The 15,430-nt window shown below is 61.7% G+C and carries 16 protein-coding genes and 1 pseudogene; 7 read left to right on the top strand and 10 right to left on the bottom strand.

Annotated elements, in window-relative coordinates:
- Window positions 1-96 precede the first annotated feature (96 nt).
- Entirely contained in the window at window positions 97-684 is a 588-nt protein-coding gene (locus tag ACMUVN_RS24130) for a TetR/AcrR family transcriptional regulator (RefSeq protein WP_414815532.1), read from the bottom strand.
- A 278-nt stretch (window positions 685-962) separates the two neighbouring features.
- On the opposite strand from ACMUVN_RS24130, the gene ACMUVN_RS24125 reads away from it, so the two are divergent.
- From ACMUVN_RS24125 to ACMUVN_RS24110, 4 genes are read left to right on the top strand one after another with little or no spacing between them, the layout of a single operon-like run.
- Window positions 963-1,091: a hypothetical protein gene (locus ACMUVN_RS24125; RefSeq protein WP_254961312.1), complete on the top strand. Its 129-nt coding sequence runs from the start codon at window positions 963-965 to the stop codon at window positions 1,089-1,091.
- Window positions 1,088-1,837, top strand: a complete 750-nt coding sequence (locus tag ACMUVN_RS24120) for a metal ABC transporter ATP-binding protein (RefSeq protein ID WP_414815531.1) — start codon at window positions 1,088-1,090, stop codon at window positions 1,835-1,837. Before ACMUVN_RS24125 ends, ACMUVN_RS24120 begins: the two co-directional genes overlap by 4 nt.
- Entirely contained in the window at window positions 1,834-2,706 is an 873-nt protein-coding gene (locus ACMUVN_RS24115) for a metal ABC transporter permease (RefSeq protein WP_047613966.1), read from the top strand. The genes ACMUVN_RS24120 and ACMUVN_RS24115 overlap by 4 nt, the downstream gene beginning before the upstream one ends.
- A 16-nt stretch (window positions 2,707-2,722) precedes the next feature.
- Entirely contained in the window at window positions 2,723-3,622 is a 900-nt protein-coding gene (locus ACMUVN_RS24110) for a metal ABC transporter solute-binding protein, Zn/Mn family (RefSeq protein ID WP_414815530.1), read from the top strand.
- 36 nt (window positions 3,623-3,658) lie between these two features.
- Here ACMUVN_RS24110 and ACMUVN_RS24105 read toward each other — a convergent pair whose 3' ends face one another.
- Complete coding sequence (locus ACMUVN_RS24105; protein ID WP_028755746.1) at window positions 3,659-3,967, bottom strand: Dabb family protein; 309 nt, start codon at window positions 3,965-3,967, stop codon at window positions 3,659-3,661.
- A 107-nt stretch (window positions 3,968-4,074) separates the two neighbouring features.
- Window positions 4,075-4,500 carry a hypothetical protein gene (locus tag ACMUVN_RS24100; protein WP_414815529.1) on the bottom strand — a complete coding sequence of 142 codons (426 nt, stop codon included), beginning with the start codon at window positions 4,498-4,500 and terminating at the stop codon, window positions 4,075-4,077.
- A gap of 79 nt (window positions 4,501-4,579) precedes the next feature.
- On the opposite strand from ACMUVN_RS24100, the pseudogene ACMUVN_RS24095 reads away from it, so the two are divergent.
- A pseudogene (locus ACMUVN_RS24095) lies at window positions 4,580-4,708 on the top strand (TetR family transcriptional regulator); the annotation flags it as partial.
- Window positions 4,709-4,795: 87 nt separating this feature from the next.
- Here the strand turns inward: ACMUVN_RS24095 and ACMUVN_RS24090 are convergent.
- The 3 genes from ACMUVN_RS24090 to ACMUVN_RS24080 all read right to left on the bottom strand — a co-directional run bounded on the left by ACMUVN_RS24090 (window position 4,796) and on the right by ACMUVN_RS24080 (window position 7,110).
- A complete protein-coding gene (locus tag ACMUVN_RS24090; protein WP_254961317.1) occupies window positions 4,796-5,146 on the bottom strand; it encodes a DUF2200 domain-containing protein in 351 nt (116 codons plus the stop codon).
- 420 nt (window positions 5,147-5,566) lie between these two features.
- Complete coding sequence (locus ACMUVN_RS24085) at window positions 5,567-6,529, bottom strand: hypothetical protein (RefSeq protein ID WP_414815528.1); 963 nt, start codon at window positions 6,527-6,529, stop codon at window positions 5,567-5,569.
- The gene (locus ACMUVN_RS24080; protein WP_414815527.1) at window positions 6,526-7,110 is read right to left on the bottom strand and encodes a DUF6932 family protein; all 585 of its coding nucleotides are present in this window, start codon (window positions 7,108-7,110) and stop codon (window positions 6,526-6,528) included. Before ACMUVN_RS24080 ends, ACMUVN_RS24085 begins: the two co-directional genes overlap by 4 nt.
- Window positions 7,111-7,537: 427 nt before the next feature.
- Between ACMUVN_RS24080 and ACMUVN_RS24075 the strand changes: the two genes are divergently transcribed.
- Entirely contained in the window at window positions 7,538-8,164 is a 627-nt protein-coding gene (locus ACMUVN_RS24075; RefSeq protein WP_414815526.1) for a class I SAM-dependent methyltransferase, read from the top strand.
- 33 nt (window positions 8,165-8,197) lie between these two features.
- Here the strand turns inward: ACMUVN_RS24075 and ACMUVN_RS24070 are convergent, their stop codons facing one another.
- From ACMUVN_RS24070 to thrC, 4 genes are read right to left on the bottom strand one after another with little or no spacing between them, the layout of a single operon-like run.
- Entirely contained in the window at window positions 8,198-11,110 is a 2,913-nt protein-coding gene (locus tag ACMUVN_RS24070) for a sensor domain-containing phosphodiesterase (RefSeq protein WP_097595232.1), read from the bottom strand.
- Window positions 11,107-11,721: a GNAT family N-acetyltransferase gene (locus tag ACMUVN_RS24065; protein ID WP_028755741.1), complete on the bottom strand. Its 615-nt coding sequence runs from the start codon at window positions 11,719-11,721 to the stop codon at window positions 11,107-11,109. The genes ACMUVN_RS24070 and ACMUVN_RS24065 overlap by 4 nt, the downstream gene beginning before the upstream one ends.
- 28 nt (window positions 11,722-11,749) lie before the next feature.
- Entirely contained in the window at window positions 11,750-13,045 is a 1,296-nt protein-coding gene (locus ACMUVN_RS24060; RefSeq protein WP_028755740.1) for a M16 family metallopeptidase, read from the bottom strand.
- A gap of 3 nt (window positions 13,046-13,048) precedes the next feature.
- On the bottom strand, window positions 13,049-14,473 hold the full coding sequence (gene thrC / locus ACMUVN_RS24055; RefSeq protein ID WP_047613972.1) for a threonine synthase: 1,425 nt from the start codon (window positions 14,471-14,473) through the stop codon (window positions 13,049-13,051).
- A 263-nt stretch (window positions 14,474-14,736) separates the two neighbouring features.
- On the opposite strand from thrC, the gene ACMUVN_RS24050 reads away from it, so the two are divergent.
- Window positions 14,737-15,384 (top strand): hypothetical protein, encoded by a 648-nt coding sequence (locus ACMUVN_RS24050; RefSeq protein WP_028755738.1) that lies wholly within the window; start codon window positions 14,737-14,739, stop codon window positions 15,382-15,384.
- The last annotated feature ends 46 nt before the right edge of the window (window positions 15,385-15,430 follow it).

The following is a 15,430-nucleotide window of genomic DNA, read 5'->3' as shown; positions in this document are numbered from 1 at the left end:
AGGCGCACTCGCATGGCGAGGCTGTTTGCAATGACGTTGCTTAGCAACGCATCGTGAATTTGCACGGAAAATTATGTCCGTCAACGACAAATGTCACTAAGTGACATTTTGTTCGAAGTGGACGATGCCGGCGGCGCGATCGAAGAGATCGGCAAGTGACATGGCCGCTCCGCCATCCACCCAACTGTTTATCGATGCCCGAATGAGCGCGAAAACCGTTCCCGCGATCGTATAGGCGACAACGTCCGGGAGCGGAGACCGTCTGTCCGGCGAGGCGAGAATATGGGCGATTTCGTCGATCAGTTCGGCGATCATCTGTTCCTTTCGCGCAGAAATGCTCCTGTTGGAGCGGATTGCCGTTTCGATGGCGAGAAAGAAACGCGACTTTTCGTCGAACGCCGCAAGCATCGCCCGCGCGGCAGCAAGCAGTGCGACAACCGGCGGCTCCGAGGCGAGCCGCTCCGTCAGTTCCGCACGGATGATCGTCATGCCATCCTGCACCCAGCTGACGATCACATCCTCCTTTGTCGGGAAGTAGCGAAGCAGGGTGCGGGGCGACACGCTGACGGCGGCAGCGATATCGGCAATGGTCGTTTCCTCGAATCCTCGCTTGTGGATCAGCTCCAACCCGGCTTCGAGCAGCTGCGCGCGCGTGCGATCCTTCTTATCTTCCCGAAGTCCCAAAATTGTCTCCACGCTGACATGCGGCGGGCTTCTTTTGACACATCATGCCATTTGTCGTCCAGCGACAGAAATTTTGGGTGGAGGGGTGCCGCCATATCAGCCCCGTCCTTCGAGGTCCCGCGGGGGCACCTCAGGATGAGGCTGGAGAGAGGGCGCGGAATGGACCGGCGGCCGTTTGTCGCGCTTTACAATTGTGTGAGCAACTGCGCGCTCCCCGCCTCAATCTCGCCGCAATCGTTATAACATAACGGTAATGTTATTACATTGTAGGATGCGCTATGCCCCCGAGCCCCGACCGCCCCTCCGTCAGCCTGCTGGGACAGTCGGCATTTTCTAGGGTCATCGGCATCACGCTGGTCCTTGCCGTGCTCTGGCTGGCGATCCACTGGGCGGTTCTGCTGCCATGACGCCGCTGATCCGTCTGGAGAATCTGACCGTCGCCTACAACAGGCACCCCGCCGTCCACCACGTCTCCGGCGCCTTCGCCTCCGGCAGCCTGACGGCGATCGCCGGGCCGAACGGGGCGGGCAAGTCGACGTTGTTGAAGGCGATCATGGGTGAGCTTCGCCCGGCCGAAGGCAGGGTCGAGCATCGGCTGGGGCGGGCGGAATTCGGTTATCTCCCGCAGGCGGCCGAGATCGACCGGCGCTTTCCGATCTCGGTGATCGACACCGTCATGCTCGGCGCCTGGAAGAAGACGGGAGCCTTCGGCCGCATCGCGCCCGGCGAGATGAAAAGGGCAGGCGAGGCGCTCGCCGCCGTTGGTCTCGAAGGTTTCGGCCGGCGCCATGTCGGGTCGCTCTCGGCCGGCCAGTTCCAGCGCGTGCTCTTTGCCCGCCTGCTGCTGCAGGATGCCGGCATCATCCTGCTCGACGAGCCGTTTACCGCAATCGATGCCCGCACGACCAGGGACCTCGTCGATATCGTCACCCGCTGGCATGGCGAGGGCCGCACGGTGATCGCCGTGCTGCACGATTTCGAGCTCGTCCGCACGCATTTCCCGCAAACCCTGCTGCTCGCCCGCGAGCTTGTCGGCTGGGGTCCGACCAGTGAGGTCATGTCATCCGCCAATCTGTTGAAGGCGCGCGCCATGGCCGAGCGCTGGGATGAGGATGCCGTTGCCTGCGATCCCGAACAGGCGCCGGCGGCATGACGGCTTACGATCTCTTCCTCGCACCCTTCGCCGATTTCGGCTTCATGCGCCGCGCCCTCGTCGCCTGCCTCTGCCTCGGGCTCGGCTCGGGCCCGATCGGCGTCTTCCTGATGCTCAGGCGCATGAGCCTGATGGGCGACGCGATGAGCCATGCCGTGCTGCCGGGGGCGGCGATCGGTTATCTCGTCGCCGGCTCCTTGTCGCTGACGGCGATGGGCCTCGGCGGCCTGATCGCCGGCCTGTCGGTGGCGCTGCTGTCCGGCGCCGTCAGCCGGATGACCGTGCTGCAGGAGGATGCGAGCTTTGCCAGCTTCTATCTCGCGTCGCTGGCGCTCGGCGTGCTGATCGTCTCGCTGCGCGGCTCGAATATCGATCTGCTGCATGTGCTCTTCGGCACCATCCTGGCGATCGATGCGTCGGCCCTTTATCTGATCGGCGCGATCACCTCGCTGACCCTCGTCATCCTCGCCTTCATCTACCGGCCGCTGGTGGCCGAATGCTTCGATCCGGGATTCCTGCGCGCCGTCGGCGGGCGCGGGCCGGTCTATCATGTGCTCTTCCTGCTGCTCGTCGTGCTGAACCTCGTCGCCAGCTTCCAGGCGCTCGGCACGCTGATGGCGGTCGGCCTGATGATGCTGCCGGCAGCGATCGCCCAGCTCTGGTCGCGCAGCCTGGCCGTGATGATGGCGATTGCGGCCGGAAGTGCCGCCGCATCCGGCTATCTCGGCCTGATCGCCTCCTACCATCTCGAACTCGCCTCCGGCCCGACGATCATCATGACGGCGGCGATCCTCTACGGCTTTTCGATTTTTTTCGCGCCCTCCGGCCTGGCCCGGCGCTTCTTTCCCCGCCCGCATTTGAAGGGCTGATCCCAAGGAGACTTCGATGAACCCGAAAAGACTGCTTCTCTCCGCAGCAATCCCCGTTTTGATGGCGCTGTCGGCCATGCCCGCCTCCGCCGAAACACTGAAGGTTGTGGCGTCCTTCACGGTGCTTGCCGACGTCGTCAAACAGGTCGGCGGCGAGCATGTAAAGGTGACGAGCCTCGTCGGGCCGAACGGCGATCCCCATGAATTCGAGCCGTCGCCGGCCGATGCGAAGAATTTGAACGCGGCTCAGGTGACCTTCGTCAGCGGCGAGGGGCTGGAAGGCTGGATGGACCGGCTGATCACCGCCTCGGGCTACAAGGGCAAGCCGGTCACCGTCTCCGAAGGCATCGCCACCCGCACCATGGAAGAGGACGGCGCGGAGATCACCGATCCGCATGTCTGGAACAGCCCGGTCAACGTCAAGATCTGGGTCGCCAATATCGAAAAGGCGCTGTCTTCAGCCGATCCCACCGACGCCGCCGCCTTCAAGGCCAATGCCGAGAACTACACCAAGACGCTGGATGGATTGAACGCCTACGCCCATGCGAAATTCGACAAGGTCGCCGACGATCGCCGCAAGGTGCTGACCAGCCATGATGCCTTTGGCTATTTCGGCCGCGAATATAATATCAGCTTCCTCGCCCCGCTCGGTCTGTCCACGGAGAGCGAGGCCTCTGCCGCCGACGTCGCCAAGCTGATCGAGCAGATCAAGAGCGAGCGGGTGAAGGCCTATTTCTTCGAGAATTCCAATGATCCGCGCCTGGTCAAGCAGGTCGCCAAGGCAACCGGCGCCGAGCCCGGCGGCGAGCTCTATGTCGAATCGCTCTCCGACGCCAAGGGACCGGCGCCGACCTATGAAAAGATGTTCAAATACAATGTCGACCAGCTCGCCGCCGCCATGGCGAAATCGAGCTGATCAATTGAGGGACTGCGGGGTTTGCCCCCGCAGTCTTCACTGATTGAGGTCGAAGACCAGAATGCCGGCAAGGCCTCCATCCGTCGAGGAGACGATGCGCTCGCCCACAGCCACATGTTCGGGATGAATGAGATAAGCGTCGCGGGCTTCGGCACTTTCGAAGGTCACCGCAAAACCGTCGACGAAGCCGCCATGCAGCCCCTCGGGCGAAACGTTCGGCCCGTATTTGATATCCAATATGCCGGGAATGACCTGTTTCAGGGCGACGATCGCGTCGAACAGCGATTGTTTGTCGTCGGCCGTCATCGCCGTCTTCAGCCGCAGGAATACGCAGTGCAGGATCATCATGGTCCTCCCGATTTTCTTTGGCTGGAGAATAGCGGCGAAAACCGGGAGAGCAATGAGATTTATTTTCACGCAGGCGTTGCGCTGCGGGCCGGGCCCCGGGCAGATTACATCTGGTCGGTCTTGACCAGGGGCCGCTTGTAGATCTGCTGGACCAGATCGCTCGCCAGCGCCCGGGCTTCGTCCTTCTGGGCCGCCGTCATCGGCCGGCAGGTGTTCCTGGTATTTGAACTGTCGAGCACGGTCGTCGAACCGGAATTGGCGATGACCAGATGCCAGCTGCAGGAGGCGACCCTGTCGATGGCGACAGCACCATGGCAACCGGTGGACAGGCAGAAGGCAACGGTGACCTGCGCCCCGTGGTCGCCTTTATAGGCCAGCTCGACGGCTTTCTTGATATCCGTGACCCATCGCTGGCATTGCGCCTGTTTTGCCCCCGGCTCGCAGCTCTTGGTGACGGGAGTGATGTCGCCGGCCTGAAGCGGCGATACGCAAAAAACACCCATCGAGAGGGCGAGCAGAAACTTGAGCATGGGATTTTCCTTGTGCAAGCATTGAGAGGCGCACATCGCAGGCCATTGGTCAATGGCCGTTTATGGGAGGGAAGGGGCGCGACTGACAGCTTTCAGCCAACACCATCCTGTAATCGAACGCTCTCGTCTGCTGCTGGACGATGATTGGGACGGCGCTTTCCGGAAAGGCCTCGGCTTGCTGCTCGATCGCATTGCTGGGAGACAATGAATATTCGTCATTCCCGGACGAGACAGGGCCGGATCCTGAGCGCGTGCCGTGGGTGATCGCGGATGCTTCCGCGACATGGATTCCTGGCTATTTCCGCAGGATTTTCTCCATCGCTTTCCCCTTCGCGAGTTCGTCGATCAATTTGTCCAGATAGCGGATTTCACGCATCGTCGTTTCTTGGATGTCTTCCACGCGAACGCCGCAGATCACGCCGGTAATCAATGATCGGGAGGGGTTCATCTGAGGCGCTTGCGCAAAGAAATCCTCGAAGCTGGTCTTCTCAGCCAACTGATCGTCCAGGCTCTGCTGGCTATGCCCCGTCAGCCAACAGATGATTTCATCGACCTCTGTCTTCGTGCGTCCCTTCTTCTCTGCCTTGGCGACATAGTGAGGGTAGACGCTCGCGACGCTGACTGAATAGATGCGATGCTTCGTCATGCCTGCTCCTCAACGTTCCAGTTGTTTTCAGGCTTGAGATAGCTGATTTCTAGACCTCAACAAGCGGCCGATAATGGGTAAGCTTCCGCGGGCGCGAAGTAGATCGGTGCAAAGGCGGCATCTCTACAGCGCCGCGCATCTTCGACTGGATTGCACCAACAATGGACATCGGCTCGGCTTGGGTAGACGACCGCTACGGGGCCGCTTCCCGACCTTCCGTTCTCGGGCGTCGAAAATGAAATAGCTGCCACTAAGCGCGAAGCTATTTCAATGAACACGTCCGACCCCATTTCGGAGCATCCAGGATCTACTTTCGCCTCGCGAAGTTGCCGTTTGCGATCGAGAGTGGTGAACAATAGATAAGGGGTACTCCCCGCCGCTAGCGGCAGTTGATGTTTTCGAGTTCAGGCTCTCGCCGAGTTAAGCTTTATCATGAGCGGCGGCAGCAGGATCGATCTTAGGGGCTATACCCTTCAGCACATAATTTTCGCGTGCAATCTGGCCGTGGCGAAGCACTCGCTTCACTGCCATGTCAACTGTGGCGTCAACGCCTACAAGTTCCCGGTTCCACCTTTCCAGGTCGATGGCTGTCCAAGCCGGATCGACTTTTCCCTTTAGGGCATCTCCGCCCCTCGCACGGAACTCGAACTGATGTGCACTTGGAAGAACACCAGCTAGCTGGCCCTCTAGCGATTTCTCGTCTTCCTCGATCGATGTACCGCTCGCCCGCTCAAAGCCACGCGCAACCGCCTCGGAGCCGAATTGGAATTCGTTTTCGCCAGCGACCATGCGAAGTGTCGCACCGTGTTGGCGCATCAATTCGAAGAAGTCGCGTGTCGTCGCGAGGATGCGCTGATCTACTTCAACTACAGTGGACTGAAAGCGCTCCTCATCCGCCTCGCCAAAAATGTCAAGGAGTTCGGAAGCTTCCTCGACGGCCTCCTTTAGATTGGTGTCAATCAATTGCGCCTGATCACGGACCTCTTCCAACATAAAGCCGAACGAACCCCGCACAATGTTGGTTATATGCATGGAGGCCGCGGACTTATTCGCAATCGGGCCCTTTACCCCCAACCCCGACGTGTTCTTTGCTAGGACCTTGGATACCAAGTCTTGAAAAGTGGCGACCGCACCTGCTCCGAATTCAGCTTCGATGCCGTGCGAGCCAATCACAGGTCGACCGCCAAAGAACAGCGCCGCGGACGCATGTGTTGTCTCAGGCTCCAGATCTTGCGCCGCTATTTGCGTGTTGAGCTCTGCGAGTCTTGATTCAAGACCAAGCCGCGTTAGCGCATCCGCTTCGGTGATACGATCGAGCAAGCCCACTACGGCTGCTCGATCCGCCTTGGCGTAATCCCGTTCAAGCTTTCTAATCGAGCTCATGATGCGACAGCTCCTTCTACTGTCGGGGCAGGCCCCAGAATCGCAGATGCATCTGTGTCATCCGCTGCATTCTCCAACCGAACCTTTAACATGCCCTTCCACAGGTCGTCGCCTCTGCGATGAGAGAATAGTCCCATGTAGTATCGGGCCACTTCGACAATGGTCTCGGGGTGACCATGCAAGTCGATAAATAGAGCATCCAGCCTAAATTTCTGCTTCAACTGGCCTCGATCAAACAGGGCTAGATTTCCGCCGAGGAAGGCGTTCCAATCCGCCAACTGAAGAGCAGTCGCAGGGCGATAAATGAAGGACACCGTGTCCAAGTCATTCGGCTCTTTTTGCTCCAGAAAACTCCCATCAAGCCATTGAAATCCTTGCGAAATCCCTGCTGAGCGCAATTCACTTCGATGGTTTAACCATCTTCGCAGAATATCCCGTCGATTCTGTGTCGTTCCGAGTGTGCTGACGACCTCCAGCGCCGAAACTTCGTATGGGCTGAGATTCTCAAATGCGCCACCTGGCCCCTTAGAACCAACATAAGGCGGCAGTACCCCGTCGATTGTAAATGAAGGTATCGGCATTCGCTCCCCATCGAACCCTGGACGTTGCGGATTATACCGCACATTGCCGATCATATCGGACGCAAACAAGGCCTATAGCAGCACTTCAGGTGAATGAACCTGCTCCCGCTCATGTTGGCGGACTTGACGTCCGCTCGCTTTTTATACCTGCTCGAAATCCACCACTCTGCTTTCCACGCCAGTTTGGACATCTAGCCTCATATGGCGAACGTCTGCTTCCAGGGAAATCTAAAGGCGGCTGAACACCTGAAGTGGGGCGCGTTGCCGCCCGGCAGCATGGGCTCGGTCGGTGATCTCTGACCGAATTTCTGCTAAAGCTCGGAAGCAAATCGCCCGCGATGTCACCCACTGCCGAAGTGTGAAGGGCGCAACGGACTGACGGGCCTCTCGCTTATCAGGCCCCTTGTCTTGAAGGAGGAACGCCAGGATGAGCACCGACCTGGATACCGTGCGGTCCTATGATGCGGTCGCGGCGGAGTACGCTGCCGAGGCCGCGGCGATGCCCGAATGGGTCGCGACAGAGATCGATGTGTTCGTGACCGGGCTGGGCGGCTCGGGCAGGGTGCTGGAGATCGGAAGCGGTGGCGGGCGAGATGCACTTGCGCTTGAGAAGCGGGGAATTAGCGTCCGGCGCACCGACATTGCAAGGGGTTTCGTTGAACTGCTTCGCGAAAATGGCTTCGAGGCCGACCTGTTGGACCCGCTGACCGAAGACTTGGCCGACCCGCAGCGTCCCGGCACGCCGTACGACGGGATCTGGGCCTGTGCCTGCCTGATTCATGTCGCGCGCGAGGATTTCGGCACGGTGCTCGGACGGCTTGCCGAGGCGACCCGGACCGGTGGCCGATTGCACGCCTCGGTAAGAGAGGGCGAAGGCGAGGACGTGTCCACACATGGCAGTGCTGCAGCGCCCCGGCGCTACGTCGAGACGTACTGGCGCGAGTTTGCCCTGCGGTCCGCACTCACGGACGCCGGCTGGATCGTCAGCGAGATACGTCTGTGCGTCGGAAAGCCCCATGATCGGTGGCTCAGCGTTCGGGCGAGTCGGGCGTGACGCACATAGAACTTGCGGGAATGGCCGCTCCGCTCAAGCCCGTTTCGTCAGCGGAAAGCGGTCGCGCAACAGCCGCAGTACCGATTCAGAAGGGATCGGCGGCCCGAACAGGTAGCTCTGGCCGTAGCTGCAGCCCATCTTGGCGAGTTCGATCGCGTCCTCGTTGGATTCGATCCCCTCGGCCACCACCTTCATCTCAAGCTCGCGCGCCATCGATATCACCGACCGGAGCACGGTCGCCTTCTTGTCGCTGCCGTCGCGCACCAGCGCCTTGTCGAGCTTGATCGTGTCGAAGGGGAAGCGGGTGAGATAGGCGAGCGACGAATAGCCGGTGCCGAAATCGTCGAGCGCCAGCCCGATGCCGGCCTCCTTCAGCTTCTGCAGCACGAGGCGGGCCTGTTCCGGATTTTCCATCACCATGGATTCCGTCAGTTCGAGCTTGAGGCGCGAGGGATGGCAATGCGTCTTGGCGAGAACCGAGCGCACGTCGTCATAGAGTTCGTTGTTGAGCAGCTGCACGCTCGACAGATTGATCGAGACGAAGATCGGCAATTCGCCGGTCTGGTGCTGCCAGCTCATCAGATCGTTGGTCGCCTGTTCCAGCGCGAACATGCCGAGCGGGCCGATGAGATCGGAGGACTCGGCGATCGGAATGAATTCGGATGGCGGAATATTGCCGCGTTTGGGATGTTCCCAGCGCATCAGCGCCTCGAAACCGGCAATCTCGACATCCTCAAGCCTGGCGATCGGCTGATAGACCATCGACAATTCCTTGCGCTCGATGGCGCGGCGCAGATCCGTTTCCAGCTGCAGCCGATCGGTGCCGAAATCGCGGAAGGCCGGCTGGAACGGTTCGACGCGGTTGCCGCCCGCCCGTTTTGCCCGGTACATCGCAAGCTCGGCATCGCTGAGCAGGCCGGTGGCGCTTTCCTGCCGGTCGACCCAGGAGGCGAGCCCGACCGAGGCCGTCAGGATGATCTCGCGATTGGCGAAGTTGATCGGCACCATGATCGCCTTGCTGATCGCATCGGCGAAATCGGCGACCTTGGCCGGATTGTGCTCGGACACCAGGATCAGGCCGAACTGGTCGCCGGCAAGCCGGGCCAGCGTGTCCTGCGGCTTCAACAGCCGGCGCAGCCGCCGCGTCAGCGCGATCAGGATGTTGTCGCCGGCAGCCACCCCGAGCGAATCATTGACCAGCTTGTAGCGGTCGATGTCGATCACCATCACCGTCGGCCGCAGCGTGTCGCCGCCCGGCGCCAGCGCCAGCACCGATTGCAGCCGGTCGAGGAAGACCTGGCGGTTCGGCAGGCCGGTCAGATTGTCGTGCAGCGCATCGTGCAGCAGCCGCTCGACGGAATTCTTCTGCTCGGTCACGTCGACGATGGTGCCGACGCAGCGGATGATCTCGCCGTTCGAGCCGAGCACCGGCCGGGCGCGGATCAGCAGCCAGTGGAAATGCCCGTCCTCGGCGCGGATGCGGAACTCGTGGTTTAGCCGCCCGCGGCGGTGTTCGAGCAGCACGTCGAGTGTCGCGCGGAAGCGGTCGCGGTCGTCGGGATGCAGCCGCGGCAGCCAGTTGCGCGCCGCGCCATGCATGGCGCCCGGCGATAGGCCGAGTTTGGTCGAGACATCGGGAATGGTAACGACGCGGTCGCGCGCCACATCCCAATCCCAGACCATGTCGCCGGAGCCGGTCAGCGCGAGCGATTGCCGCTCGAGATCGGAAAACAGCCCCTGCTGGAACGCGCCGCCGGCAAAGGCATGCTGCATCACGGTGAAGCCGATCAGAAGCACGATGAGCACCAGGCCGCCGCCGAGGGCGGGCTGGATGATATCGTTGTCGAGCCGCCCGGTGACCGTCAGCCACGCCCCGAACAGCCAGACGAGGATCAACGCCCAGGCCGGCACCAGCAGGATGGCGCGGTCGTAGCGGTTGAAGCCGAGATAGATGATGAGCAAGAGCCCCATCGTCGCCGTCAGCGCGAAGGAAAGCCTGGCGATACCGGCGGCGATCGACGGATCGTAGATCGCCACGCCGAAGAGCAGGGCAAGGCCGAGCACCCAGGCAAGCGTGGCGTAGCCGAGATGCGCATGCCAGCGGTTGAGGTTCAGATAGGTGAACAGGAAGATGACGAAACTCGACGCCAGCGCCACCTCGGCGCAGGCGCGCCATATTCGCTGGTCTGCCGAGGCGACGCTGATGAGCTTGCCGAGAAAGCCGAAGTCGACGCAGATATAGCCGAGCACCGCCCAGGCGAGGGCCGCCGTCGCCGGCAGCATCGAGGTGCCCTTGACGACGAAGAGGATGGTCAGGAACACGGCGAGCAGGCCGGCAATGCCGAGCACGATGCCGCGATAGAGCGTGAAGGCGTTGATCGTATCCTTGTAGGCGTTCGGTTCCCAGAGATAGATCTGCGGCAGCTCCGGCGTCGACAGTTCGGCGACGAAGGTGATGACGGCGCCGGGGTTCAGCGTGATGCGGAAGACGTCGGCCTCGTCGCTCGGCTGCCGGTCGAGCGCGAAGCCTTCGCTCGGGGTGATGGCGCTGATGCGCTGCGAGCCGAGATCCGGCCAGAACAGCTTGGAATTGACCAGGCGGAAATGCGGGGCGACGATGACGCGCTCGAGCTGTTCTTCCGAGACATTGGCGAGCGCAAACACCGCCCAGTCGCCCTGATGGTTCTCCGAGCTCGCCCTGACCTCGATGCGGCGGCGGATGCCGTCCGCACCCGCGGCCGTCGAAACCTGGAAGGCCTCGCCCTGGTTCACATAGATCTCGGTCGTCGCGGTCAGGTCGAGCGCGGTATCGTCGCGGGAAATCTTCACCGGTTCGGCCGCCTGGGCCGTACCCGCCACGAAGGCGAAGGCCGCCAGGAAAAGGGCTGCGATCACCGCGATCACTCGTCCGGACGGTGACTTGGGCAGCATGCGGTCTCTGGTCATCGGCTGTCGGTTTTCCTGCCTTTATCCGTATCGGTGGCGAGACGTGAAAACATCACATGATCATGCCACTGACCGTTGATCTTCAAATATCCGCGCAGATAGCCTTCTCGCTGAAACCCGGCCTTTTCAAGCAGACGGATGCTGCGCGCGTTATCTGGAATACAGGCTGCTTCGATACGGTGCAACTCAAGCCCGGTGAAGATGTAAGGAATAACCATTTGCAGGGCGGCGAACATGTGCCCCTGGCCGGCATGGCGCTCGCCCATCCAGTAGCCGATCATGCAGCTTTGTGCCGCACCCCTCCTGATGTAGCCGATGGTGATGCCGCCGACGAGCGTCATGTCGCCTTTGAGGAAAATGAACAGCGGGACCGCCTGGCCCGAGGCATATTCCTGCTTGCCACGGATGACGCGGGCGCGATAGGCGCCCTCGGTCAACTCGTCGCGACGCCAGGTCGGCTCCCAGGGTTCGAGGAATTTGCGGCTTTCGGCGCGCAGCCGGTGCCACTGGTTGAAATCCTGGTAGCGCGGCAGGCGCAGGAGATATCTGTCGTTCTCCAGCTCCACCGCTTCCGGCTGCCGAGACAGAAACCGAAAAACGGATTTTGCCATCGATTACTCCCGGCAGACGGACGTCGGATCAGCTTGCCTGCAGCGTCTTCGACGCCGGGACCGAAAGCGAGGCGGTGATGTCTTCCATCGGCGCGAGCTGCTCCAACGGCCCGATCGCCGAAAGCGTCGGCACCGTGTCGTAGAACAGCCGGCCGGCAAGGTCGGTCAGCCGCTCGATGGTGATGCCTTCCAGCCGCTCCATCATCTCCGGATTGGAGATCGGCCGGCCGTAGAGCATCATCTGCCTGGCGATCTGGCCGGCGCGGGCAGCCGGGCTCTCCTGGCCCATCAGCAGCTGGGCGCGGATCTGGGCGCGGGCGCGCTCGATTTCCTTCTGGTGGATGGCATCGGTGGATTTGTGCAGCTCGTCGATGATGACCGGCAACAGTTCCGGCAGGTTCTCGCCGCCGGTCGCGGCATGAATGCCGAAGATGCCGGTGTCGGAAAAGCCCCAGTGGAAGGCATAGACGGAATAACAGAGGCCGCGGAACTCGCGCACTTCCTGGAAGAGCCTGGAGGACATGCCGCCGCCAAGAATATTGGCAAGGATCTGCGAGCAGTAGAAATCGCGGGCATGATAGGGCTTGCCCTCGAAGCCGAGCAGGATCTGCGCGTCCATCAGGTCGCGCGGTTCGCGCACGCTGCCGCCGATATAACGCGCCGCTTCCATGACGGGCGGGGCGGAAGGCGAAGTCGGCAGGCTCGCAAAACGATCCTCGACCATGCGGACGAATTCATCATGCTCGACGGCGCCGGTCGCCACCACGAACATGCGGTCGGTCGTGTAGTTGCGGCCGAGATAGCCGCGGATCTGCTGCGGCGTGAAGGAGACGACGGTCTCCGGCGTGCCGAGGATCGCCCGGCCGAGCGTCTGGTCGCGATAGGCGGCTTCGGAGAACCGGTCGAACACCACGTCGTCGGGCGTATCGTTGGCGGCGTTGATCTCCTGCAGGATCACCTGCTTCTCACGCTCCAGTTCCTCCTCCTCGAAAGCCGATTCCGTCAGGATGTCGGCGAGGATATCGACTGCGAGCGGCACATGATCCTTGAGCACGCGGGCATAATAGGAGGTCGTCTCGGTCGAGGTCGCGGCGTTGACTTCGCCGCCGACATCCTCGATCTCCTCGGCAATCTGGCGGGCCGAGCGGCGCGCCGTGCCCTTGAAAGCCATGTGTTCGAGCAGGTGGGCGATGCCGTGCTCGTCTCCCGTCTCGTTACGCGATCCTGATTTGATCCAGACTCCGAGCGCAACGCTTTCAAGGTGCGGCATGGTTTCTGTGACTACTGTCAGCCCGGATTTGAGCCGGGTGCACTCAACTGTCATTGGCTATCTTTCTGCGCCTGCTGTCGTCTCGCCACGGGCATGTTTGCCGATAAAAGTCTCAACGGCTTTCAGCTCCGGCTTGATGATCTGGAAACGCTCCTCCCTGTGCATCACATCAGCAAGCCACGTCGGAAGCGCCGGGTCAATACCGCAAGCGGATTTTACGGCGACGGGGAATTTCGCCGGATGCGCGGTCGAAAGCGTCACCATCGGCGTATTCGGCTTCTCTTTCTTCGCCGCAACGAAGACGCCGATCGCCGAATGCGGATCCAGCAGATAACCGGTCTCGGCATGGGTCTTGCGGATCGTCTCGGCCACCTGTTTCTCGCTGGCGCGGCCGGCGCGGAAGTCGCGGCGGATCGCCTTCAGCGCTTCAGGAGCAATCTCGAAGCCATTGGATTGTTTGAGACTCTCCATCGCCGCGCGCACCTTCGAGGCGTCGCGCCCATAGGCTTCGAACAGCAGCCGTTCGAAGTTCGACGAGATCTGGATGTCCATCGACGGCGAGCTCGTCGCCTTGACCGCCTTCATGTCGTAGCGGCCGGTCTTCAGCGTCCGCGCCAGAATGTCGTTCTCGTTGGTGGCGATCACCAGGCGGTCGATCGGCAGGCCCATGCGCTTGGCGCAGTAACCGGCGAAGATGTCGCCGAAATTGCCGGTGGGCACCGTGAACGAGATCTTCCGGTCGGGTCCACCGAGGGCGACGGCCGCGGTGAAATAATAGACGATCTGGGCCATGATGCGGGCCCAGTTGATCGAATTGACGCCGGATAGACGAACCTTGTCGCGGAAGGCCACGTCGTTGAACATCGCCTTCACCAGGTTCTGGCAATCGTCGAAATTGCCCTCGACGGCAAGCGCATGCACGTTTGGCGAAGACGAGGTCGTCATCTGCCGCTGCTGCACCGGCGAGACCTTGCCGTGCGGGAAGAGGATGAAGATATCGGTGCGCTCGCGGCCCGCAAAGGCGTCGATCGCCGCCCCGCCGGTATCACCCGAGGTGGCGCCGACGATCGTCGCCCGCTCGCCGCGCTTTTCCAGCGCATAGTCCATCAGCCGGGCGAGCAGCTGCATCGCCACGTCCTTGAAGGCGAGCGTCGTGCCGTGGAAGAGCTCCATGACGAAGCTGTTCGGCCCGGTCTGGACGAGCGGCGCGATCGCCGGGTGGCGGAAGGTGCCGTAGGCCTCGTCGATCATCGCCCGGAACGTGTCGTCGGGGATCTCGCCGTTGGTGAAGGGCGACAGGATGGTGAAGGCCACTTCCTGATAGGTCTTGCCGCGCAGTGCCCGGATCTCCTTCTTCGAGAAGCTCGGCCATTTACGGGGAACGTAGAGCCCGCCGTCGCGCGCCAGCCCGGTCAGCAGGGCGTCGCAAAAGCCGAGGGAAGGGGCCTCGCCGCGGGTCGAGATATAGTCCACGTTCGTCATCCTTGATCTATCGCTGGAAGAAATCCGGCCGGGCGCAGCCGTGGCTTGCTCTGCCGAAAATTGGAGAGGGGCTGCCCCGTAGGCACGCCATCGCGGGTATCCTGTTGAAGTTGCCCGCATCCGGCGGCGAAAAGTGCATCAAAACGGCGCTTACCCAATCGATTTTTGTTTGCGCCGCTGATATAGACCATCGCAAACCGTCATGAAAGGCCTCGCGGAAAAGACATGGGGCCTCCAAGAAACGCTTGTACAAGGGATGGAATATGGTGCTCGGCAAGGTCTCGCGTCTCATCGTCTCCGCATCTTTTCTTGCCCTGCTCGCCGGCTGCAACTCGCTCGGCATAGGCGGAGACAGCAAGTCGTCTGCACCGCCGACCCAGCCGAACGGCACCGCCCAGATCATGCCGCTGGCACCCGCCAACCCCTCGTCGAACAATCCGTCGATCGGCACGGCCACGACCGCGCAGGGCACCGTTGCCCCGGTCGTCCAGGGCGCCTGCCCGCAGATCTTCATGCGTGACCAGGATGCGATCTTCCGCACCTATGCCAAGGGCAAGAAGGACGATCCGCAGCAGATCGTCTACCAGGCCTCCTTCGGCGATTACACCCGCCAGTGCACGCTGAACGACACCAACCTGACGATGACGGTCGTTGCCCAGCTGCGCCTGATCACCGGCCCGGCCGGCGCGCCGGGCCCGCTGACGCTGCCGATCCGCGTCACCATCCTCGACGGCGAGAACGTGCTCTATTCCGAGGTCACCAAGTTCGCGACCGAGATCCCGGCAGGCGCGCCTGGCACGCAGGTGATCTTCCGGAAGGAAGGCATCAAGATGCCGGTCGGCGCCGGTGCCCTGGTGCGCGTCAATGTCGGCTTCGACACCCAGCCGGCGAAGACCAAGAAGAGCAGCTAAGCAATTCGGCCTTCGGCCTACACCGGCCTGGGAGCTCATCGATAGC

Origin of the sequence: Rhizobium sp. IY2 (assembly GCF_047532935.1) — a bacterium.
GTDB lineage: Bacteria > Pseudomonadota > Alphaproteobacteria > Rhizobiales > Rhizobiaceae > Rhizobium > Rhizobium anhuiense.
The sequence above is the reverse complement of the archived record's forward strand: the minus strand, read 5'-3'. Positions and strand labels throughout refer to the sequence as shown.